Source organism: Rhodococcus sp. GB-02 (assembly GCF_053470465.1).
The window spans coordinates 487,321-508,732 of sequence record NZ_JBPUKE010000001.1 but is presented as its reverse complement, the minus strand read 5'-3'; the positions used below and the strand labels follow the sequence as shown (position 1 = coordinate 508,732).

Annotated in this window: 20 protein-coding genes; 12 read left to right on the top strand and 8 right to left on the bottom strand. The window is 62.4% G+C overall.

Annotated elements, in window-relative coordinates:
* Positions 1-71: 71 nt before the first annotated feature.
* Entirely contained in the window at positions 72-695 is a 624-nt protein-coding gene (locus ACSW29_RS02445) for a superoxide dismutase (RefSeq protein ID WP_003944189.1), read from the top strand.
* Here ACSW29_RS02445 and ACSW29_RS02440 read toward each other — a convergent pair.
* From ACSW29_RS02440 to ACSW29_RS02425, 4 genes are all read right to left on the bottom strand, one after another.
* Positions 692-2,041 (bottom strand): hypothetical protein, encoded by a 1,350-nt coding sequence (locus ACSW29_RS02440; RefSeq protein ID WP_448276341.1) that lies wholly within the window; start codon positions 2,039-2,041, stop codon positions 692-694. The two genes, ACSW29_RS02445 and ACSW29_RS02440, sit on opposite strands and share 4 nt — an antisense overlap.
* Positions 2,042-2,085: 44 nt before the next feature.
* The gene (locus ACSW29_RS02435; RefSeq protein WP_448276340.1) at positions 2,086-3,234 is read right to left on the bottom strand and encodes an AI-2E family transporter; all 1,149 of its coding nucleotides are present in this window, start codon (positions 3,232-3,234) and stop codon (positions 2,086-2,088) included.
* Positions 3,224-3,796: an HdeD family acid-resistance protein gene (locus tag ACSW29_RS02430; protein WP_230816070.1), complete on the bottom strand. Its 573-nt coding sequence runs from the start codon at positions 3,794-3,796 to the stop codon at positions 3,224-3,226. The genes ACSW29_RS02435 and ACSW29_RS02430 overlap by 11 nt, the downstream gene beginning before the upstream one ends.
* Before the next feature lie 156 nt (positions 3,797-3,952).
* The gene (locus ACSW29_RS02425; RefSeq protein WP_448276338.1) at positions 3,953-5,302 is read right to left on the bottom strand and encodes a DUF1254 domain-containing protein; all 1,350 of its coding nucleotides are present in this window, start codon (positions 5,300-5,302) and stop codon (positions 3,953-3,955) included.
* 165 nt (positions 5,303-5,467) lie between these two features.
* Between ACSW29_RS02425 and ACSW29_RS02420 the strand changes: the two genes are divergently transcribed.
* Entirely contained in the window at positions 5,468-5,995 is a 528-nt protein-coding gene (locus ACSW29_RS02420) for a peptidase (RefSeq protein ID WP_230816072.1), read from the top strand.
* Positions 5,996-6,289: 294 nt separating this feature from the next.
* Complete coding sequence (locus tag ACSW29_RS02415) at positions 6,290-7,003, top strand: TMEM165/GDT1 family protein (RefSeq protein ID WP_058227350.1); 714 nt, start codon at positions 6,290-6,292, stop codon at positions 7,001-7,003.
* Between the two features lie 3 nt (positions 7,004-7,006).
* Here the strand turns inward: ACSW29_RS02415 and ACSW29_RS02410 are convergent, their stop codons facing one another.
* A complete protein-coding gene (locus ACSW29_RS02410; protein WP_448276337.1) occupies positions 7,007-8,026 on the bottom strand; it encodes an Lrp/AsnC family transcriptional regulator in 1,020 nt (339 codons plus the stop codon).
* A 99-nt stretch (positions 8,027-8,125) separates the two neighbouring features.
* Here ACSW29_RS02410 and ACSW29_RS02405 point away from each other — a divergent pair, with 99 nt between their 5' ends.
* Genes ACSW29_RS02405 through ACSW29_RS02395 form a run of 3 tightly spaced genes read left to right on the top strand, consistent with a single transcriptional unit; the run spans position 8,126 to position 11,939 of the window.
* Complete coding sequence (locus ACSW29_RS02405; protein ID WP_448276335.1) at positions 8,126-9,334, top strand: MFS transporter; 1,209 nt, start codon at positions 8,126-8,128, stop codon at positions 9,332-9,334.
* Positions 9,335-9,361: 27 nt separating this feature from the next.
* Positions 9,362-10,624, top strand: a complete 1,263-nt coding sequence (locus ACSW29_RS02400) for an amidohydrolase (RefSeq protein WP_448276334.1) — start codon at positions 9,362-9,364, stop codon at positions 10,622-10,624.
* Positions 10,608-11,939, top strand: coding sequence for an amidase (locus tag ACSW29_RS02395; protein WP_448276333.1), 1,332 nt, complete (start codon positions 10,608-10,610; stop codon positions 11,937-11,939). The genes ACSW29_RS02400 and ACSW29_RS02395 overlap by 17 nt, the downstream gene beginning before the upstream one ends.
* A gap of 12 nt (positions 11,940-11,951) precedes the next feature.
* Here ACSW29_RS02395 and ACSW29_RS02390 read toward each other — a convergent pair whose 3' ends face one another.
* On the bottom strand, positions 11,952-12,965 hold the full coding sequence (locus tag ACSW29_RS02390; protein WP_448276331.1) for an ABC transporter substrate-binding protein: 1,014 nt from the start codon (positions 12,963-12,965) through the stop codon (positions 11,952-11,954).
* Positions 12,962-13,894, bottom strand: coding sequence for an ABC transporter substrate-binding protein (locus tag ACSW29_RS02385; protein ID WP_448276329.1), 933 nt, complete (start codon positions 13,892-13,894; stop codon positions 12,962-12,964). The genes ACSW29_RS02390 and ACSW29_RS02385 overlap by 4 nt, the downstream gene beginning before the upstream one ends.
* 153 nt (positions 13,895-14,047) lie before the next feature.
* Between ACSW29_RS02385 and ACSW29_RS02380 the strand changes: the two genes are divergently transcribed.
* The 6 genes from ACSW29_RS02380 (at position 14,048) to ACSW29_RS02355 (ending at position 19,192) form a co-directional block, all read left to right on the top strand.
* Positions 14,048-14,938, top strand: coding sequence for a helix-turn-helix domain-containing protein (locus ACSW29_RS02380; protein WP_347875694.1), 891 nt, complete (start codon positions 14,048-14,050; stop codon positions 14,936-14,938).
* A gap of 53 nt (positions 14,939-14,991) precedes the next feature.
* The gene (locus tag ACSW29_RS02375) at positions 14,992-15,963 is read left to right on the top strand and encodes an ABC transporter substrate-binding protein (RefSeq protein WP_448276326.1); all 972 of its coding nucleotides are present in this window, start codon (positions 14,992-14,994) and stop codon (positions 15,961-15,963) included.
* Between the two features lie 53 nt (positions 15,964-16,016).
* A complete protein-coding gene (locus ACSW29_RS02370) occupies positions 16,017-16,739 on the top strand; it encodes a FadR/GntR family transcriptional regulator (RefSeq protein WP_448276325.1) in 723 nt (240 codons plus the stop codon).
* Positions 16,736-17,386 (top strand): sterol desaturase family protein, encoded by a 651-nt coding sequence (locus tag ACSW29_RS02365; protein ID WP_448276323.1) that lies wholly within the window; start codon positions 16,736-16,738, stop codon positions 17,384-17,386. Before ACSW29_RS02370 ends, ACSW29_RS02365 begins: the two co-directional genes overlap by 4 nt.
* Positions 17,387-17,530: 144 nt before the next feature.
* Complete coding sequence (locus ACSW29_RS02360; protein ID WP_003944172.1) at positions 17,531-17,689, top strand: hypothetical protein; 159 nt, start codon at positions 17,531-17,533, stop codon at positions 17,687-17,689.
* Positions 17,690-17,779: 90 nt separating this feature from the next.
* Entirely contained in the window at positions 17,780-19,192 is a 1,413-nt protein-coding gene (locus ACSW29_RS02355) for an amidase (RefSeq protein WP_448276320.1), read from the top strand.
* A 20-nt stretch (positions 19,193-19,212) separates the two neighbouring features.
* On the opposite strand, the gene ACSW29_RS02350 is transcribed toward ACSW29_RS02355, so the two are convergent.
* Complete coding sequence (locus ACSW29_RS02350; RefSeq protein WP_448276318.1) at positions 19,213-21,411, bottom strand: acyl-CoA dehydrogenase; 2,199 nt, start codon at positions 21,409-21,411, stop codon at positions 19,213-19,215.
* Position 21,412 lies beyond the last annotated feature (1 nt).

Here is a 21,412-nt window from a genome sequence, read left to right as displayed (position 1 = left end):
GTCACGCCGTGACCGGTGATCGACGCACTCTAAAGCACCAGGGCTCACCAGCCCGCAAAGAAGGGACCCTCGTGTCTGTTTACACGCTGCCGGAACTCCCCTACGACTACGCAGCCCTCGAGCCGCACATCTCGGGCAAGATCATGGAGCTGCATCACGACAAGCACCACGCGGCTTATGTTGCCGGTGCCAACGCTGCACTCGAGAAGCTGGCCGAGGCTCGTGAGAACGACACCATCGCAGCGCAGGCCAACCTGCTCGAGAAGAACCTGGCGTTCCACCTCGGTGGCCACACCAACCACACCGTTTTCTGGAACAACCTCAGCGCTGACGGTGGCGACAAGCCCGAAGGCGAACTCGCCGCAGCGATCGACGACAACTTCGGTTCGTTCGATCTCTTCCGCGCTCACTTCTCCGCGAACGCCAACGCCATCCAGGGCTCCGGCTGGTCCATCCTCGCGTGGGACTCGATCGGACAGCGTCTGATCATCGTCCAGCTCTACGATCAGCAGGGCAACATCTCCATCGGCCTCACGCCGCTGCTGCTCCTCGACATGTGGGAGCACGCCTTCTACCTCGACTACCAGAACGTCAAGGGCGACTACGTCAAGGCATTCTGGAACATCGTCAACTGGAACGACGTTTCGGCTCGCTTCGACCGTGCACGTACCCAGACCGCAGGTCTGATCGTCTAGTCACGCTCTTCTCGCGAACGGCGGCGCCTCACCAGGGGTGCCGCCGTTCGTGTCAGCAGAGCACCACCGAGCAGGACCGTCGTAGCTCCGAAGACCAATGCCAGTGTGCGAGTTCCGGAGTCACCGCTGCTCACGGTGGTCTGATTGACGGCCACCGGATCCGACAGCACCGAGGTCAGCTGAACCTGCTGCGGAGTGGTCATCGCGGGAATACCGGATTTTGCGCCGTCGAGGCCCGTGACCAATGACTTGGCGATCCCTTGCAGCGTCGTGAATCCCTGAGTGATCTGGTCGGTCACGTCACCGAGCATCTGCGGCGCTTGATCGGCGATGGGGATGAGTCCGTCGTTCAATTGTCCGGCAGCACTGCTCAGTTGATCGCTCGCCCCTTGCAGCTGCCCGACGGCGGTGCGGACTAGATCACCGAGCTCCGTATCGGGTCCGACCGAGCCACCCAACAGCGCCGGAACGGTGCCCAATTGCGCATTCAGCGCACCGAGATCCGAACTCACACCGGCCAGTTGCGCTGTCACGTCGGGCGGGATCGGAAGGCCGTTCAACGCAGTTTGCAACGTGTCGATCCGTGTCTTCAATTCTGCGGTCGACGACGACGCCTCCCCCAGCGTCAGGCCCAGTGAGTCAGCGCGCGTGGCCAGCTCTTCCGCCGACCCCGACGCCTGATCGACCACGCCGGATACCTGGTCCGCCACGCTCATCAGCTCCAACGCCCCGGACCGTGCGGTCTCGAGATACGGCAGCAGTGTGCCGGCGCCTGCCTTCACTTGATCGATGGACTTTCCGGCCTCGTTGGTTCCGGCGACCAGAATCTGTGCGGTGGTGAGGTTTTGATCTATCGATCGCCTGGCGGCCGACGTCTGAGCCAGCAGGCCCTTGATTCCGTCCGCGCCGACCTGCGCCGATACGGCCCGAGTCAACTCGGCCGACTTGTCCGAATCCGAGCCCTTCACCGCCAGCTCGACGCTCGCCTGGCGGGGGTCCGTGCCGAACATCGACGCGACGTTTTCGCTGAAGTCTTCCGGCACCGTCAACGTCGCGAAGTAGTTCCCGCCGGGGTTGTCAACTACCTGGAAGTCGAAGTCTTCGTTCTTGCCCAACGTGTCCACCAGCGTGTCGCCGGCCCGAAGTTCCTTGCCGTCGAGCGTGGTTCCCGCGTCGGCGTTCACGATCGCGACGGTGTTCGAGGTGTCGGCACCGCCCGCGAAGATCACGAACCCGATCCCCGCCACCGCAGCCGTGACAATCGCGGCCACGCCACCCACTGCCAGCCGTCGACCGAGGCGTGACGGCTGGCGGTGGGAGTTTTCGGTGGTGTTCTCGGCACTCATGGGCGAGACGATAAAGCAACAACTTGTAGAAACACTGAGAAGTTCTAGGTCGGTGCCGGCGCAGGTTTCGCTTCTTCTTTAGGGTCTTCATCCGGTTCGGCTCGAGGCCCGCTGATCAGGATGTCAGCCCAGCGTGTGGCTGGGTCGATGTCGAGCAGGACAGCCTTCACCAACAATGAGAGCGGGATCGCCAGCAGCGCTCCGAGCGCCCCGAGTACCCACGACCAGAAGACAAGTGAGAGGAACGTCATCGTCACCGACAGTCCGACGGCGTCGCCGACGAACTTGGGTTGGATGATGGACTGGATCACGAAGTTGATGACGGAGTACACGACGATCACCCAGAGCATCAGCCATGGTCCGCCCTGCAAGAGCCCAAGAAGTGCCGGCGGGATGACACCGATGACAAACCCGATGTTGGGGATGTAGTTGGTGATGAAGGACAGCAGCGCCCACAGAACGGGTAGCTGAATGCCCATCAGCCACAGCGCGCCACCGTCGAGTACCGCCACGATGAGGCCGAATACCGTCGAGACCACCAGGTATTTGCGAGTCCCTGCGGCAAAAGTGGAGAGCGCGTAGGAGATTTCGGGGCGCTGCTCGGCCAGCACGTGTAACCGCGAGCGGATACTCATGCCGTCGAAGGCCATGAACAGCAACAGCGCGAGAATGAACACCAGATCCGACAGAATGCCGAGCAGACCCTCCAGCCCGCTTTCGAGCACACCCACTACCTTCGTGAGATCGATACTGCTGAGCGTGCTTTGGATCTGTTCGGTGCTCACTCCGAAGTCGGCCAACTTGTCGCGGCCCTCATTGAGGAGGTTGGCCATCTCCTCGGAGTACTGCGGCAGGATCGTCGCCAACTGGGCCGTCGACACGATCAACGACGCGGCCAGTCCGAGCAGAATCAGATAGACGGTGACCAGCGAGCCCAACATCCCGACCCACTTGGGCCACCCTCTTCGCTGCGACCAATCCTGAATGGGTTGAACGGCAATCGTCAGCACCAGGGCGAGGAACACGGGCCCGAGGATGCCTCCGAACACCTTCATTCCGCCGACGGCAACCACGGTGGCCGCAAGACCCAGCAGGACGATCAAACCGCGAGGGATCGACCAGTTCTCGCTACCGGACACCGTGGGGATCGGAGCGGGAGCCGCGACGGCCGCCTTTCCCTTCTTAGAGAACACCGACTTCCTTTGCCCGGCTCCTGATCTGGAATGCTCCCACAATCATGAAGAGGCCGAACAAGATTGCGTACCAACCCAACAACCAGATGAGGCTGATGATGCCTTCGCCGGGCGCGACGAGAAGAATGATGCCGAAGATGACAGCAAGCACCGAGGCTGCGAGCAACCATCCCCAACTGGATCCGGGCAGCGTCTTCATCTTGAAGGCGCCGACGATTCCGAAGATTCCGAACATGATGGCGTAGAAGGCAATTATGTACAGCAGCACCAGCGCCGTGATGCCTGGCCAGACCAGAGCGACCACACCGGCTCCCACCGAAACGACGCCTGTGAACACCCACCATCCCCAAGAACTCAGGTGTTCGCGGTCCCGGATGGCTCGAACGATCGTGATCAAGCCGTCGGCAATGGAGTAGATACCGAACAGGAAAACCAAGGCCACCACGGTAATTCCCGGCCACACCAGTGCGATGATTCCGAAGATCACGCCGAAGATTCCGCGGATCAGGATCATCCACCAGATCTCTTTGCCGTACTGCACGAACGGGTTCTGCGTGACCATCAGTAGCCTCCGAAGCAAGCGGGTGTCTCTGACCGATTCAACAGCTCTTCAAACAGGGCAATACCGACAGATCGTATGGCTATCGTGGCCTTTCCGCCCATCGAAACGCGCGGCTGATACCGAGTTGTGCTCTACGGGCGCGGAGCGAGGGGACCTTCAGCTTGCTTCCCGAATACTTGCTTCCCGAATACCGGGCGCGGTCCACGATCCCGAAAGCACCGCAGCCTTCGGCCAGTACAGGCGCAGAAAAACGTTGAAGTCTCCGGACGGAGCCGGCAGCCAGTTCCGCTCCTTCTCACCACCAGGGGATTCGTGCTGGAGATAGATGTCGAGGGAACCGTCGGCGGCAAACGCCAGATCGCTTCGATCGCCGATCGCGTATCGGTCGATCGGGTTGTCCACGAAGAACTGCCGCTCGTTCATCATCGTGAGCGACCAGAAGCCTTCGACCGGCGGTAGCTCGTCCTTCTCGAAGTGCAGAACGTACTTCTTCGCCCCGGTCAGCGGCTTCCCGTCGACATCCGTGGTGGCGTGCGGGTACACGGCATCGGCGTCAAGGTTCGCCCCGAAACCGAGCCAGACGATCAAAGCCCGCTGAGCGTAATGAGTTCCGTAATGCCCCAAGCCGCGGTGCATCGTCCAGCCGTTCTTCGGACTACCCTCGGCCTCTTTGGCGATCTCGCTCAGCACGTCCATTCCGGTCCGCGCAGCTCGGTCGAGGGCATCACGCACCTCTTGCGGACGCGACTTCCAGGGCAACGAGGAGCCGATTCCGATGTCGGACAGCTGTTTCATCATCTCGGTATCCTCCGGGCGGGGAGGATTGTCGTCGAGAAGTGCGTCGAGGGTGGTGAAGAAGGCCTCGCCGTCCATGGCGGCCACCTGGTCCACCGGCGGCGTCCGGGTGTCGACGGCAGCGTTCACCGGAACTTCACCGGGCGTGTAGTCCTGCGGGTCACCCGTCCACTCCGACAGTGGTGTCAGTCGCGTCCGGTCCTGCAGGGTGTGCACTTCAGCCAGGTCCGTTCCCCCCGACGTCGCATAACGCGCGACTATCCAATTCATTGCCGTCGGAGAACGCAGCAGCGTCAAACCTTTGGGTACGTTGCCTTTCCAATTCGGCCCGGCCACCAGATACGGCCCCCCGGTGCGCCCCACCGTCCGAGATCCCGGCACCGTGAAGACGTCGCTCCACGCGTCGAGGATGGGGACCAGCCAGTACCGCGTACCGAAGTCCGGCAATGAGAGCACCTGTGGTTCCGTCGACACGTCCAGCCACCCCGACGAGTAGAGAGTGTCCGCGTTGGGTGAGACGACATCGGTGAAGGTCGCGTCGGGCGTTGTACGCGCATAAGCGAACTGGTTGAGCGGGGCTTTCATCGCCACCGGGGTCGGCACCGCCGTCATGACGTCACGCGATACCGCCGCAATCAACAGTGGATATCCGAAGATCCACGCCTGCGTTGCCAGGTCTTCCAGCCGAGAACGGTTCTTCGACAGAGTCATGCCTGCGCATACCACCGCCCTCACCAGCGCAAACCTGGCTGGCACTCTCCCCGTCTTGTGTGCCAGTACCGAATGGGTGCATATTTCGATTACCCAACGAGGTGTGCCGGACCGACGCATGTGCGTCTGCCCGAGATTTGCCCCAGCACCGAGGGAGGAACAGAAATGAACAGAAACGAAGCTATAGGCATTTCTCCGTTCCAAGCCGCCGGGTCTTTGCAGGGGTTCGTCATCTCCGGGCGTTGGCCGGACACCACCCAGGAGTGGGCGCAGCTTCTCGCCCTGGCTGTCCGAGTGGCCTCGATGCCGGGTTTGTTGCCGACGACGACGGTCTTCGGGGTTCGTGAGGACGTTCCCGAGGATCCGCAGCCGGGCACTGTCGGTCTGGTGGTTGCCGAAGGTCCAGTGCTGGGCGATTTCGCCCTGACACCCGGTCGTTTCTCCGATCACCAGCCACCAGCCCTGATCATGCTGCACCCGCCGTCGGAAACCACGTCCAGCCTGCCGGAATGCGAGGGCAGCGCGTCGGGGTGCGTACTACTGCCCGGCCTTCCCTACTTGGGTTTGGAGCATCGTGCGGCTTGGGTCGAGGCAGAGCCGGACGGCACAGTCGTCTCCATGATCAGCCGTGTCGGCATCGATCCGATCAGCGATCCCGACACCGCTGTTTTGGCCATGCTCCTCGCCTCGTGACGGCCCCGGTAAGCGATAAGTTCGGACTCCCAAACTTGCTGTGCGCTTTGCCAATTCGTTTCGACCGCGCTAACGTGGGTAGCAACGAAGGGGAGTAGCCCCCAATCGCCTGTGTCGACATACTGGTTCGACGCGCCCCGTCATGTGCGGATCGCGAAGCACCCGGCCTGGCGAACCGAAGGTCCTGTGGCCTCGGTGGGCGAGACCTTCGGCCGGACATGCGCACCCGCTGCGCCTGCCCAGGCCGGAGGCTCGCATTTTTCCTCCGACCTACACCGACCGGAGGAGTAAATCTTGCTTGCCGCAATACTTTTGAGTTTCGGCGTCATCTTTGTCGCAGAACTCGGCGACAAGTCGCAACTGATGGCAATGACGTTTGCCTTGCGCTATCGCTGGTGGGTCGTTCTCGGCGGAATCACCGTCGCCACCACCCTTGTTCACCTCGTCTCTGTCGCCGTCGGCCACTACCTGGGCGTCGCACTCCCCACCGCGGCAATTTCCATCGTCGGCGGTATCGCGTTCCTGATCTTCGGCCTCTGGACCCTGCGCGGTGACGATCTCACCGACGACGAGCAGAACAAGGCCGGTCGCGTCACGCGATCCGCCTTCATCGCCGTCGCGTCGGCCTTCTTCCTGGCAGAACTCGGCGACAAGACCATGCTCGCCACCATCACCCTTGCGACAGACAACGACTGGATCGGCGTCTGGATCGGGTCGACGGTAGGCATGGTGGCGGCCGACGCTCTCGCCATCATCGTCGGCTCGGTACTGGGCAAGCACCTCCCGGACGGATTCATCAAGATCGGCGCCGCGGTGCTGTTCTTCGTCTTCGGTGTCTGGCTACTGCTCGAGGGCATCTTCCCCGACTCGTCGGCCGGCATCATCGGCGGTGGCGTTGTCCTGGCCGTGTCCGTGCTGGGCGCACTGGCTCGGATGATCTGGAAGCGCTCCCGTGCGACCGACTCCGCTACGCACCTCGTCGATGACAATCGGACGCCGATCGACTGACGCTCAACGAATAACGTCGCCGGCGCCCCAAATCGCGACCGGGACATGACCTTCTGCCACTCCGCTCGGTCCGAGTAGCTGCCCGAACCGCTTCATCGGGTACAGCGAGACACGTCGATCGAGGATCCGCACACTACCGATTCGGCGGAGTCGATCCTCGACGACAAGACTCTGCGCGAGGCTGCTCAGCCACACGCTGATCAACATGTTCGCTGTTCCGGAAGTCGCCACCGACAATCGGGTCTCCGGCCAACTCGACACGAGTTGGCCGAGTTCGTCGGTGGAACCGTCCACAGCGACATCGAAGATCACTTCGAACGGTGAACCGACAGCCTGTTGCGAGACATCGCAGCGAAAGATCAATTGCTGCGAGGCAGTCAGCTGGGCCAAGCGCCGTCGAATCGCAGTCTCGTTCGTTCCACAAATCGCGGCGAGACGCGCATAGCTGGCACGTCCGTCACGGCCGAGCGCCTCCAACAGGGCACCGTCGGACTCACGGAACACTGTCGGATCTGCCGGCGCCGCAGCGGTTGCCAGCTGAGCGCGACCTGCTTGCCCCAGAGCGCCCGGCTCCCAACTGAAGCCGTCTCGGTACACCTTCACCCCGACCCGGCTTCTGATCGACAAGATTCCAGGATCGGCAGCAAGGTGCTCACACACCAAGGCGTCCAAACTCTTCTGGTCGGCGGCCACAACTCCGACGAAGTACTCGTACTCACCTTCCGTCCTGGCCAAAAGATAAGCGCAGGCCAGCTCACGTAACCGCTCCCCCACGTCGGCAACCGCATCCTGAGTGGTCCTGATCAGGAGATAGCCGAATATGTGGGTTCGACCGATTGCGACCGCGTTGACCCACGAATGACCGTTCGAGACGAGTCGACGCCACCGGCGGGCGATCGTCGTCGAATCCATGTCGAGCACCGACGACAACTGTGTCCACGACGCGCGGGGGTTGAGTTGGAGTGCATTGATGATCTCCAGATCAGATTCCGCAATGACAAATGCGTCGGATTCCGGCTTCATCAGTCAATTATTGCCGGATTGCTGCATTCTGGCTGGCGATCACTGCAAATTTGCCAAAGATGTGTGAATCACTTCACAGTTTCACCACTTGGAGGCCCAGTGCTTCGCTCCACCAAAGTCACGGTCGCGCTGCTGTTCGTCGCCTACGCGATCGACTACATAGATCGGCTCGCGATCAACCTCGCCCTCCCCCTGCTCGGTGAGGAGTTCGATCTCGACTACTCCCAGCGTGGGTTGATCATTTCCACGTTCTTCATCGCCTACACGCTGGCCCAACTGCCTGGTGGACTGCTGGCCGATCGATACGGCGCAGTCCGGATGGCCCTCATCGGGTTGGTGGCGTGGAGTGTCTTCACCGGCCTCACTGCGCTTGCGTGGTCGTTCGGGACGCTTCTCGTTGTTCGCTTTCTCTTCGGTTTCGCGCAGGGCGTGTTTCCGGCAGCCGCAGTAAAGCTCGTCGCCGAGCGCAGCATCCCGGAGCAACGTGCCACTGCCACGGGCTGGATGAACAGCTCCAATGCCGTAGGCACGCTTCTCGCCATTGTTGTTGCGGCAGCTCTTCTCCCGTTGATCGGCTGGCGTGGGATGTTTCTGGCCGTCGCTGCGCTCGGAGTACTCTCGCTCGTCAGCATCAAGTTGTGGCTCCCTCCCGCACTTCCGGCGGAGATCGACCACGGTCCGGATTCCTCCTGGGACAACATGCGCACCGTACTTCGCTCCCGCGCGATGTGGCTCTTCGCCTTGATGTTCTTCGGCTACGACTTCGTGATCTGGGGGATGTCGTCCTGGGTTCCGTCCTACCTCCATGACGAACGTGGAATCGCCCTCTCGAGTGCGAGCCTCCTTCTCATCCCGGCAACCGTGGTGGCCGCCGTGACCACCGTCATCGGCGGCCGAATCTCGGATCGACTGGCAGGCAACAGCCGTATCGTCGTGGTGCCGTCCATGCTCGCGTGCATCGTGATGCTCGTTTCCATTCCTTTCGTCTCCAACACGGCCTTGTTCGTCGTTCTCGTCACCCTCGGATCTGCCGCTGCCTCTTTCGCTTTCATGCCGTGTTTTGCACTGCCCCTGCGAGCTCTTCCTTCTTCGGTGGTCGGGGCCGCCTCGTCGATGATCATTTTCGGCGGCATGGTCGCCGGAATAGTCGCACCGCTTGTGTTCGGATTCATCGTGGACCATCTCTCCTGGTCAGCGGCGTTTGTGTCGCTCGCGCTCGGGCCCGTCGTGGCGATCGCCGCGGTAATGGCAGCACCACAAACCCGAGAAAAGATGCTGAACCTGGTGCAACTGAAAACCGCCAACTGAACGCCACCAACCGAAAGAAGATCGACCATGAACCAACTGCTTTCGAATCTTGAATTCGGAGACCCGTCGCGGTTGCGAACCGTCGAGCCGCACTGGTTCGATCTGTACCGGGACCTGCACGCACACCCCGAGTTATCCGGCGACGAAACTCGCACTGCTGCAATCGTTGCCGAAGAACTTCGGCGAATCGGCGGCTGGGACGTCACGGTCGGAGTCGGCGGTACGGGTGTCGTCGGCGTTCTCGAAGGGAGCAGCGGTCCGGTGGTCCTGCTACGCGCTGACATGGACGCGTTGCCGGTGGCAGAAGACACCGGTCTGTCCTACGCCTCCAAAAATGATGGAGTCATGCATGCGTGTGGCCACGACGTCCACGTAACCGCGCTACTTGCCACGTGCGCAGCACTTTCCGCGGATCCGACGGCGATCACCGGCACTGTTGTCGCGGTCTTCCAACCTGCTGAGGAGACCGGCTCCGGCGCTCGTGCGATGGTCGACGACGGAATCTTCGACCGCTTCCCCCGACCGGGCCTTTGCCTGGGGCAACACGTAGGCCCGACTCCTGCTGGGATGTTGGTCAGCAGACCCGACATCTTGATGGCAGCATCCGACACGATTCGAGTGGTCTTTCACGGCCGTGGTGGACATGCGTCATCACCGTACGCATGCATCGACCCTTTGTTGATGGCAGCGTCTTTCGCGCTGCGCATTCAAAGTCTGGTGGCTCATGAAGCGGCAACCCCGACAGCACCTGTGCTCACGGTGGGAGCCTTGCACGCCGGCACAGCTGCGAACATCATTGCCGACGACGCCGAACTACTACTCAGTCTGCGAACTTTCAGTGCATCGTCGAGAGAACACATGCTCGAATCTGTAGGCCGGATCGCTCGCGCAGAAGCTGACGGGGCAGGCGCCACCGAACCGCCGGACGTTCATGCGTACAACGGCTTTCCGGCCACGGTCAACACTCCGGACGCCACGTCCACGGTGATGTCCGACCTGCGACAGGCCGGCTTGGGAATGCATACTCTGTCACAACCACTTTCGGGTAGCGAGGACTTCGGAGTCTTCGGCACTGCTGCCCAATGCCCCTCCGTATTCTGGCATTTCGGCGGGACCGCGCTGCAGAGTTTCAGCGAAACTGCTCTCGCTGCGCTCGCCGAGGGACGGATACCACCCGGCACGCCCTCCAATCATTCACCGCGCTTCGCCCCGGATCCCGTCGCGGCCCTACCCGAAGGTGTCACGGCCATGACCGCGGCCGCACTGGGCGCCCTTGCGCGAAGCGCGTGATTCCGAGATGTTCGACGAAGCCCTCGCAGGCGCTCGGGATACCGAAAGGCGGTATCTCGGCCACGGACCCGACCCGCGACCGTTGGAGGGAATTCCGGTAGCTGCCAAGGAAAAACACGCTATTGCCGGAAAGTCTCTGACCGAAGGTTCGCTGGCGGCGCGCGGAAACATCGCCCGCGAGAACGCACCGGTGATCGATCGAGTTCTGGCAGCAGGCGGCCTGATCCATGCCCGCACGACGACGCCGGAGTTCTGCGTTGCGGCGTTCACCCACTCTCCACTGTGGGGGGTGACTCGTAATCCCTGGAACCTCGAGTACAGCCCTGGCGGCTCCTCCGGAGGAGCGGGCGCCGCGCTGGCCGCCGGAAGTACCACTCTGGCAACAGCATCCGATATCGGTGGGTCGACTCGAGGCCCGGCGGGTTTCACCGGCACCGTCGGCCTCAAAGCGTCGTACGGACGCATTCCCGGGGTCGCCCCGCTCTCCATGGATTCCTACCGCGGCGACGGTCCCATGGCCAGAACTGTCGACGACGCGATTCTGTTGGCCAACGTTCTGATCGGGCCGGACCCGCGTGATCATTCTTCGCTGAGGCCGGCGATCACGCTGCCGCACGAGTACCCGTCGGTCGAGGGAATGCGCATTGCCCTGTGCCTGCGGCTCGGTGACTTCCCCATCGAACCTGACATCGAGGCGAATACACGGGCGCTCGCGCAGTCGTTGGTCGACGCAGGAGCGATCGTCGAGGAGATCGAACTGCCGTGGACTCGCGATTCGATGGCGGCAGCGGTGAAAGTGCATTTCGGAACGATCATGGGGGCATCCGTCGCGGAAGTTGCTCGCGCCCACGGTGATCTTCTTGCCGACTACACGCTCGACAACGTCGCGATCACGTCGAAGGGCGCTGCGGAAATGTCATTTCTGGACGGCCTTCGCAAAGAAACCCAGATGCAACGAGAGCTCGCCGAGGCGATGGCTCCATTCGATGCGCTGATCTGCCCGACTTCGGGCACCATCGCCTTCCCGGCAGGCGAGTCTTTGCTCGACGGCCTCACAGTTGCGGGCCAGCACGTGAACACCACCGCCGAAGCACTTCTCACGTTGCCGTTCAACGTCGCCAATCGGTGTCCCGTACTAGCGGTGCCCAGTGGACACGCACACAACGGCGTTCCCACGGGCGTCCAGATGGTCGGCCATACGTACGACGAACCGACCGTGTTCCGGATCGGCAAAGCACTGGAGAAGATCCGCCCGTGGGCATACACCGACCAGCATCAACCGAGGCTGGATGTGGTGACGCCGGCTTCCTCTTGATCGCTGAGGAGATCAGAGCTTGGCTCTGATCTCCTCAGCAATCGGCTGGAACTGCTCGAGGAACGTCAAGGCCCAACCGAACGACGCGACGCCCTCGTAGTCGAACGAGTACACCTGATCGTTCTTGACGGCGCGCAGACGCTGGAAGATGGTGTCGTTCGCCAACTTCTCGTTGATGGGGCCCTTGCCACTGTTGGTGATGATGACGTCGGCCTCGTCGAGCAGCTCCAACTGCTCCTTCGGGAACCACTCGTTGCTGCCGGCAGGGATTGCGAGTGAGCGGTCGTTGAACTGGAACCCGGCTTCGCTGATGACCGTCGTCTGATACTTGGTCGGCGAGTACAGCGAGAAGCCACTTTCCTCGAAGTACGTGGTGTAGACGACCTTCACCTTGCTCAACACATCAGCGTTGTCGCTGCGGAACTTGGCGATCCGCGCCTGGTAACGATCTGCCAACTCCTGAACCTTCGCGCTCTGGTTGAGCGCGTCCGCGACTCCGAGGGCGCGCGCCTTCCACGCGTACTGCCCGTCTTCGGCAAAAACCGCGGTCGGGGCGATCGACCGGATCTGCTCGTAGAGATCCGGGTTGTTCTCCGACAGCAGGTTGGTCATCACGATCAAGTCGGGAGACAAAGCCGCAATCGCCTCGGCGTTCGGCTCGTACCAACGCCCCACCTTCGGGAGGGACCGCAGCGCAGACGCATACGGTTCCGGGACACCGTCGGCGTTCTCGTAGTCGACCGGCAGTCCGACGGGCGTGAATCCGGCGTCGAACATCGCGGGGCCCGTGTAGTAATCGGCGCTGACCACTCGCTGCGGGTTGGTGGGAACCTCCACCTGCCCCAGGGCCGTGTTGATGGTGCGCATCGGGCCCTCGGCCGATTCACTGGAGCTGGTTCCACAGGCCGTGAGCAATCCGATCCCCGCCAAGGCACCGGCCCCGAGGAAACCGCGTCGGGTAAGTGCTGCGGTGATGCGAGCGAACTCGGCATCGGTATCAGCGGTAGGCAAGAGAAGTGATGTCATGAAAGTGCCTCCAAGGCGCCGGTTTCGAGTTCATTGAGCCAGTTGATTGCCGTGCCGTAGTCGGTGACCTGAGTGCTGATTCCGAACGAGCGCCCGGATGCGACCGCGGGAATGCGGTTCCACAGCGGGCTGGCGAAGACGGATTTCATTCCTGCAGAATCAGTTCCGTTCGGCTGCTTCGGGTAGATGACGACGGTGACGTCCCGCAGCATTTCGAGTTGTTCGAGTGGGAAGGCTTCGAACCCGGTGGATGGGCGCAGATCCGGGATGAACTCGCCGCGGGTCACGTTCAGGTCGGCGAGCTGCGCGGCGTAATCGGTGCGGATACGCGCCTGCATCGCTGTGTATTTTTCACGGTTCGACGTCAATGCCGAGCCTTTGTTGACCGCGTCCGCTGCGCCTTCCGACACCGAACGCCAGTCAGACCGGTTTGTGCCCGAATAGACCGCTGTCGGAGCAATTTTCGAGAGCTCGCGGAACATGTCCTCGTCAATCTCGTACACATCGCCGACGATGAGATCAGGCGCGGCAGCCACGACGGCTTCGCGGTTGACCTGGAGGAAAACCCCCACCGTAGACAAGCCTTCGATGAACTTCTGCTGCGTCGGGGTGAACTGGTCGATGTACGCGCTGTGGTCGAGCGTCGCCACGGGTTGGGCGCCGACGGCTTGCAACTGCCACGGGGTGTTGTAGGAGACGGCGACGATGCGCTGTGGATCGACGGGGACGTCCACGGACCCGTAGTGCGTCTGCACGGTCCGAGTTGCGCCGTCCGCACCGTCACCGACGTCCCCAGTACTACATCCGGCAAGCTCGAGCATGGACAGTGCGGCGGCGCTTCCGCCGAGAAAGCCGCGACGAGTCAAGGCAGCAGTGATGCGAGCGAATTGTGCATCGGTGTCTGGCGTCGGCAACAGGAGAGGTGTCATGGGTTTCCTGACGGTTATCCGAATTAGGGCTACCTAAAATTACCCTCACCTGCACGGTTACGGTGAAGCGACATGGCCAACCACTGTTTCGTTCGAGCCATGGATACGCGCGCCCCCTCGTCCGACGGCCGGAAGCCGGTACGTTCTTGGTTCGTGACGCCATCGCGACAGGACTTCTCCGGCATCATGTTGTGGGGAGCGCCGACCCTGGAACCGTCGATGTGGAACGAGCCGGTGTCCACCCCGGATCGGATCGTCGCGGAGCCGTGGTCCGTCAGCACGATCCGTTTCAAGAGCACGGCAACGGGCGTCTGGGATTTCCATACTCACCACGAACATGAACTGCTGTGGTCGGCGGGTGGGACCGTCACACTCGAAGCGTCCGAACACCTCTGGATGGTTCCGCCGATGCTCGGCATCTGGATACCCGCGGGCACGCCACATCGAGTTCGCTCCGACCACGGCGCCGTCATCTTCGCGACGTACCTGAATCCGGATCATGTCGAGGCCGACTGGACGACAGTGGTCGGCATACCCATGACCGGTGCACTTCGGGAGGTGTTGTTACACAACGAGAACAACGCCATGCCCGACCCGAAGCGACTACGGCTACAGCAGGTGGCAATCGACCTCATCCATCCCGTTCAGGCCGCGAGTCTCGACATTCCGTTGCCGAGAACACCTGACCTGCTTTCGATTGCCCAGCAGATCATCGCCGATCCGGCGGACGACCGCACCACTTCCGACTGGGCTCGCACCATCGGCGTGAGTGGCCGAACCTTGATGCGCCGCTTCCAGGCCGACACCGGCACGACGCTCACTCAATGGCGAATTCTGGTGCGCGTCCGCGTTGCATTGATCGAGATTGCCGCAGGCAAACCCGTCGTCGCCGTGGCCCGCGGCCTCGGGTATGCCAACCCTGGAACGTTCATCGATCTGTTCAGGCAGGTCATCGGCCACACCCCCGCCGCGTACTTCCGCTCGTTCTCACCTGTCATGAAACCGCATCAGAATGGCACCAAACCCGCACGGGTGACACGTTAGCGTTGTTAGGCAAGGCAAACCATGTTTCCCGAACACGTTGGAGAACACCACAGATGCACCACCGCCGCCTTTTTGCCAGGTCTATCGCGCTCGCGGTCGGCGCGATCCTGATCGGCACGCTCGCCTCGTGCAGCTCGTCCGACGACCAGCCCTCGCCTTCGGCCGAGACCATCGCCTACAGCTTCGCGGGGTACTCCGCCCAGATACCTGCCGACCCGCAGCGAGTAGTTGTCATCGACTCCCGGACGTCCCTCGAGTTCGCACTTCTCGCCGATTACCCGATCGTCGCCCTCGATTACGACGAGTCGAGCCATCTCGCATCCAAGGTCCCTGCCGATGCGGGGCATCTGGGCGGCAATCTCAGTAAGGAGGACGTGCTGAGCTACAACCCGGACCTGATCCTCATCTCCGTCGGCTGGTACGAGAGCTACAAGTCGCAGAACCTCACTTTCGAGGACATCGCACCGGTTCTGGTGATCCAGGACGGCAGCTCGCCCGACAAGGAGACCGAATCACTCGGCGGGCCTATGGGATTCATGGGCGAGCAACTGGCACTACTGGGCAAGACCGACGCCGCCTCGGCAGCACAGGCGCGGTACGAAGACGCTCTCGCCACTGCCCGCGACGACGTCGGTTCCGTCGCGCAGACCAAGACGATCGCCTTCGTATCGCTGATCGAGGACAAGTTCTTCGTGTTCAACACCCCGAACAACCTGACCGTCGACGTAGCGTCGTCACTCGGCTACACGATCTTGTCCAACGACACGATCACCGCCGCCCAGTCGGCCGCGATCGGCGGCTACAGCGCTGAATTCGGTTGGGAGAATGCGGATGTGCTCGCCGACGCCGATGTCGTCGTCGCCCAGAACCTCGACTCCTGGCCGGGCAACCCTGCGTGGGATCGTGTTCCAGCCGTGGTCGCCGGCAATGTCGCACCGCTCGACTACGACGACAAAGTCGGATTCGCACTCACCTACACGGACTTCCTGAACAAGTTGGCGGACACCACTCGCAACCTGCAGTGACGTAACTGGTCATACCACTTGACCTCTCACCAGTTAGCGTTTACGGTCGGTACATGTTCCAACCCGTTGCACGTACCTCCGCTTCCGGCGCAGTGTTCGACCAGATTTCGGTGAAAGTGCTGGCCGGAGAGTTGGCCGCGGGTGAGGCGCTACCCAGCGAGCGCAAGCTCGCCGAGGCATTCGGCGTCTCGCGGCCCGCAGTCCGCGAGGCAATTCAGAAGCTCGCCCAGGCCGGACTCGTCGAGGTCCGCCAGGGCGAGTCCACGTCCGTGCGAGATTTCCGGCGCCAGGCCGGGCCTGAACTTCTCTCCCAGTTGCTGGTTCGAGACGGCGTCCCCGACCTGGCCGTGGTGCGCAGCGTCCTGGAAACTCGCGAGTTGATGGGACCGCAGATCGCGGTGCTGGCCGCCCGTCGCATCTCCGCAGAATCTGCCCGAGAACTCGACACGGCCGTGGATCAACTAGGCGCCACCGAAGATCCGGTAGAGCTGCAAGACCGCGCTCTGGCGTTCTGGGACGTCGTCGTCGACAGCGCGGATTCCATTGCCTTCCGTTTGATCTTCAACAGCCTTCGCGCTGCATACGAGCCGGCCATGACGGCACTTGCCTCCGTCATGGTCGCCGAAGTCGGCCAGACCGACATGTATCGAAAACTGGCCTCCGCCATCACTTCACACGACGAGTCAACCGCCGAGGCGTCAGCCGCACAGCTCCTTCACGCCGGCACGACAGCAATCAGCGATGCTCTCACCTTCCTGGAAGGACTTAAACCATGAGCAAGCCTCTCACTCTGGCCGACGCAGCACGGACGTTCCGCAAGTCACCGACGCCGTGGATGATCGGCACGATGTTGGTGGTCGCCGTGGCAGCGCGCTTCACGCTGGGCGACTGGCAGATCACCGACGCACTGGTTCCACTCGTGATGCTTGCCGCATTCCCCTTCGTGGAGTGGGTTATTCACGTGTTCGTTCTACATTGGAAGCCGCGGACCATTGCCGGCGTCACCCTCGATTCACGCCTGGCGCGCAGCCATCGGGAGCACCATTTCGCCCCGCGAACCGTCTCACTCATCTTCATTCCGTGGCAGACGCTCCTGATCGTGATTCCTGTCCTGACGGCCATCGCCCTCCTGGCATTTCCCCGCGTCGAACTCGGCCTGACGTTCCTGACCTGCATTTCCGTCCTCGGCCTCGGCTACGAGTGGACCCACTTCCTCATCCACAGTGACTACAAGCCGAAAACTGCTCTCTACCGGTCGGTTTGGCGCAACCATCGCAACCATCACTTCAAGAACGAACACTACTGGTTCACCGTCACCACCGCGGGAACGGCCGATCGCGTACTGGGCACGTATCCCGACCCCAAATCCGTCGAGACATCCCCGACGGCCAAGAACCTGCACGGCACCGCGTCGAAGCTGTGAACAAACGTCGATTCCTGGCCCCCAGCTGGCAATGAACTTGAACGTGACTGTGTATCAGTGATTTTCGTTGAAACTCGCCAGAACCGTGCTTAGTGTCGGTGGAGTCAGAAGTTCGAAAAACGCTGTAACCGAAGGACACAACACATGTTCAACGATGTATTCAACAACGTCATTCACCCGATGGTCACGAACTTCCAGCAGTTGGGCCCTCAGCAGTTCATCCCCCAGCAGTTCATTCCGCAGGGCGTGTTCCAGCAGGCGCCGCAAGCAGCCGAGCAGGCTGTGACGATTTTCGGTAGCTGATACCGCAATCCACAGATAGCGCCACTCAGGGGTCGTCCGTCCAATATGCTGGACGGACGACCTGAGTGCCTCCGCCTGACAAGGATCCCCATGACCGCGAACACCCCCGTCCACGCCTTCACCGACGACGCCCTGGGCGATCTCGACGCCACCGGCATCGCCGCCCGGATCGAATCGGGCGAGGTGACCGCGCGGGAAGTCATGGAGGCGTCGATCGCGCGCGCCGAGGCAGTGCAGGGGCAATTGAACGGTCTGGCCTGCACAGATTTCGATCGCGCCCTCGCCAGGAGCAACCGGCCGGCGACGGGCGTCTTCGCCGGAGTTCCGACCGCGATCAAGGACAACACCGACAGCGCCGGCCTTCCCACCCAGCAGGGCAGCACCGCCTTCACCGCAGTCCCCGCCAAGGCTTACAGCGATTTCGCGAAGCAGTTCCTCTCCACCGGGGCCATTTCGATCGGCAAGACTCGACTACCCGAATTCGGGTTCAGTGCATCCACCGAATACATGACGGAAGAACCCGTCCACAACCCGTGGAATCCGGCGTACTCGTCGGGCGCTTCCTCGGGAGGCGCGGCCGCGCTTGTTGCTGCCGGCGTACTCCCGATCGCGCACGCCAACGACGGCGGTGGATCGATTCGCATTCCCGCCGCTGCCTGCGGCCTGGTCGGACTCAAACCCACTCGCGGTCGTACTGTCGCCGACCCCGCCGACAAGTCGATGCCGATCCGGTTGATCGCTCAGGGCGCCGTCACCCGCACGGTTCGCGACACTGCACGATGGATGTCAGCGGCCGAAAGTTACTACCGCAATCCACGACTCGCACCGGTTCGCCTGATCGAAGGACCCAGCTCAACCCGCCTGCGCGTCGGCGTGATCACCGATTCCGTGACAGTCACCAAGACCGACGACGAGACACGCAAGTCCGTAGAAGCCACGGCCGAACTCCTTGCCGGCCTCGGCCATCACGTCGAAGACGCGGCATTGCCCGTCGGCCCGGAATTCATCGAAGATTTCAGTATCTACTGGGGATTCCTGTCGTTTGCCATCTCCACCGGTGGCAAACAGATGCTCGGACCCGACTTCGACAAGTCCGGCACCGACAACCTCACCAAGGGCCTGTACTCGCTGTACCGGAAGAACCTGGTGAAGACGCCGCGCGTGCTCTACCGCCTGCGACGCCTCCAGCAGCAGTACAGCGCCATGTTCTTGAAGTACGACGTCGTGCTTTCGCCGGCTCTGGGGCACACCACCCCCGAGCTCGGATACCTCTCCCCCGCTCAGCCTTTCGAGGAACTCTTCGACAAGTTGATCGCGTACACGTCGTTCACCCCGCTCAACAACATCTCCGGCGGCCCCGCGATTTCGCTACCGCTGCATCAGACCAGCAACGGTTTGCCGTTGGCTTCGCATTTCTCCGCCGATCTCGGCGACGAGCGCACGCTCCTCGAATTGGCCTTCGAACTGGAAGAGGCTCAGCCCTGGAGAAGAATCCAGGACTGAGCCCCACCCGGTCAATACTGTCAGTCGCGCGGCAACCCGAGCATGCGCTCACCGATCACGTTGAGCTGCACCTCGGTTGTGCCGCCGTAAATGGTGGTGGCACGTCCCGAAATGAGCTGCTCCATCGCCTTGTCGCTGGGCTGACCTGGGATACTGACCGCTCCGGCAGCACCCAGTTCGGCGACGACGAACTCGGCGATCGACTGGCTGATCTTCATCGCCAACAGCTTGCCGACGCTCGACGTTGTGCTCACGTCGATGCCCGAAAGTTGCTTGAGCACAACGCGAGAGCCGATGAGGTCGATCGCCTGGCTCTCGGCCACCAGCTCGCCGACGCGGTAGCGACCGATCGGGCTCATGTCCGCCGACTTCGCGAACTTCAGCAGATCAGAGTCCGAGGCGTACGCCTCCATCTTCTGGCTCAGCGCGACGCGCTCGCCCGCCAGCGTCGTACGTGCGACGTTCCAACCGTCGTTGACCTCGCCGACCACGTTCTCGTCGGGGATGAACACGTCGTCGAGGAACACCTCGTTGAACAGCGCCGAGCCCGTCATCTCACGCAGAGGTCGGACGGTGATGCCCGGCGTAGACATGTCCAGGACGAAGTACGTGATGCCCTGATGCTTCGGCTTGGTGGCGTCCGTACGGGCGATCAGCATTGCCCAGTCGGAGAACTGAGCGACCGTGGTCCAGATCTTCTGACCGGTGATCTTCCAACCGCCGTCGACCTTTTCGGCCTTCGTCGACAGTGATGCGAGGTCGGAACCAGCACCGGGCTCACTGAAGAGCTGGCACCACACCAGCTCACCCTGCAGGGTCGGTACTGCCAGTTCCTGCTTCTGCTTGTCCGAACCATGCGCCACGACGGCCTGCACGGCCCAAGTTCCCATCAGGAGCTGCGGCATCGAGATACCCGCAGCCTTGATCTCCTGGGAGATGACGATCTGCTCTAGCGGAGCGGCGCTGCGCCCGTACGGCTTCGGCAGGTGAGGCTGAACCCAGCCGCCGTCGCCGAGCGCGATCAGCTGGTCGTCCTCGTCGAGCTCGACCAACTTGGCAAGCTCGGCCGCGATGTCGCCGCGGATCTCCTCTGCCTCGGGCGGCAGTTCGAGAACGGAAGCCCGGCTGACACCGTCGAGTGCCTGCTGCGCAACACGGTTGGCACGGTCCTCGCGAGTACCGAGAATGCCGCGGATCGAGAGCGCGCGGCGGTAGTACAGGTGGGCGTCGTGCTCCCACGTGAATCCGATGCCGCCGTGGACCTGCACACAGTCCTGCGCTACCTGCACTGCGGCGTCCGGCACGATGACTGCGGCGATGTCGGCGGCAAAATCTGCCGTGTCGTCGCCCTTGTCCAATGCGCTTGCCGCATCCCACACAACGGCGCGTGCCTGCTCGAGTGCAATGCCCATCTGCGCGCACTTGTGCTTGACGCCCTGGAACTGACCGATCGGTCGCCCGAACTGCACACGGGTCTTGGCGTACTCCGACGCGGTGGAAACACACCAGGACATGACGCCGACGTCTTCGGCACCGAGAACGACTGCGGCAATGGACCGTACCCGCGCCTCGGTGAGACCGTCGAGTACCCGTTCGGCGCTGATCTGCGCTCCAGCAGCTTCGATACGCGCACTCCCGCGCAGTACGTCGATGCTGTCCTGCACGGTGATCGAGACCGCGCTGCTCTCGAGCACCGCATAGCGAACACCCTCGGGCAACTGGATCGGGACCAACAGCACGTCGGCGTGTTCACCACCGAGCACACCGTCGAGTGCACCCGTGATCGTGTACCCGCCGTCCGATGACTCGGCCGCCAACGGCGCACCCAAGGCGACTGCTGCCGTACGACTTCCGTCGATCAGACCGGGCAGGAACTCAGGTCCCGCCTTGGAATCAGCGGCGCCGAGAACGGCGCTTGCCAATACCGTCGGAACAAACGGGCCGGGAGAGACAGTGCGGCCCAATGCTTCCAGTGCCACCGCCAAGGTCAGCAGACCGGCGCCGTGACCACCCTGCTCTTCAGGAACCGCGAGTCCGAGAAGGTCTTGTCCGACCAGTGCCGTCCAGAACTCGGGGAACTTGTCCTCGGTCCGCGACTCCACCGCCGAGCGCACCTGCTCGGTGGTGATGGTGTGCTCGGCGAAGGAGCGCACCGAATCTGCGAGTGCGGTGTGCTCCTCGTTCAGCCCGAGGCCGAGTTCGTATGCGTTGCGTGCCATG

Excerpts from the sequence above, each read along its gene's own strand:
- ACSW29_RS02430 (WP_230816070.1), bottom strand. The coding sequence starts at position 3,796 with ATGGTCACGCAGAACCCGTTCGTGCAGTACGGCAAAGAGATCTGGTGG.
- ACSW29_RS02365 (WP_448276323.1), top strand. The coding sequence starts at position 16,736 with ATGAGCAAGCCTCTCACTCTGGCCGACGCAGCACGGACGTTCCGCAAG.
- ACSW29_RS02370 (WP_448276325.1), top strand. The coding sequence starts at position 16,017 with ATGTTCCAACCCGTTGCACGTACCTCCGCTTCCGGCGCAGTGTTCGAC.
- ACSW29_RS02410 (WP_448276337.1), bottom strand. The coding sequence starts at position 8,026 with ATGAAGCCGGAATCCGACGCATTTGTCATTGCGGAATCTGATCTGGAG.
- ACSW29_RS02440 (WP_448276341.1), bottom strand. The coding sequence starts at position 2,041 with ATGAGTGCCGAGAACACCACCGAAAACTCCCACCGCCAGCCGTCACGC.
- ACSW29_RS02375 (WP_448276326.1), top strand. The coding sequence starts at position 14,992 with ATGCACCACCGCCGCCTTTTTGCCAGGTCTATCGCGCTCGCGGTCGGC.
- ACSW29_RS02425 (WP_448276338.1), bottom strand. The coding sequence starts at position 5,302 with ATGACTCTGTCGAAGAACCGTTCTCGGCTGGAAGACCTGGCAACGCAG.
- ACSW29_RS02400 (WP_448276334.1), top strand. The coding sequence starts at position 9,362 with ATGAACCAACTGCTTTCGAATCTTGAATTCGGAGACCCGTCGCGGTTG.
- ACSW29_RS02420 (WP_230816072.1), top strand. The coding sequence starts at position 5,468 with ATGAACAGAAACGAAGCTATAGGCATTTCTCCGTTCCAAGCCGCCGGG.
- ACSW29_RS02360 (WP_003944172.1), top strand. The coding sequence starts at position 17,531 with ATGTTCAACGATGTATTCAACAACGTCATTCACCCGATGGTCACGAAC.
- ACSW29_RS02385 (WP_448276329.1), bottom strand. The coding sequence starts at position 13,894 with ATGACACCTCTCCTGTTGCCGACGCCAGACACCGATGCACAATTCGCT.
- ACSW29_RS02350 (WP_448276318.1), bottom strand. The coding sequence starts at position 21,411 with ATGGCACGCAACGCATACGAACTCGGCCTCGGGCTGAACGAGGAGCAC.
- ACSW29_RS02355 (WP_448276320.1), top strand. The coding sequence starts at position 17,780 with ATGACCGCGAACACCCCCGTCCACGCCTTCACCGACGACGCCCTGGGC.
- ACSW29_RS02390 (WP_448276331.1), bottom strand. The coding sequence starts at position 12,965 with ATGACATCACTTCTCTTGCCTACCGCTGATACCGATGCCGAGTTCGCT.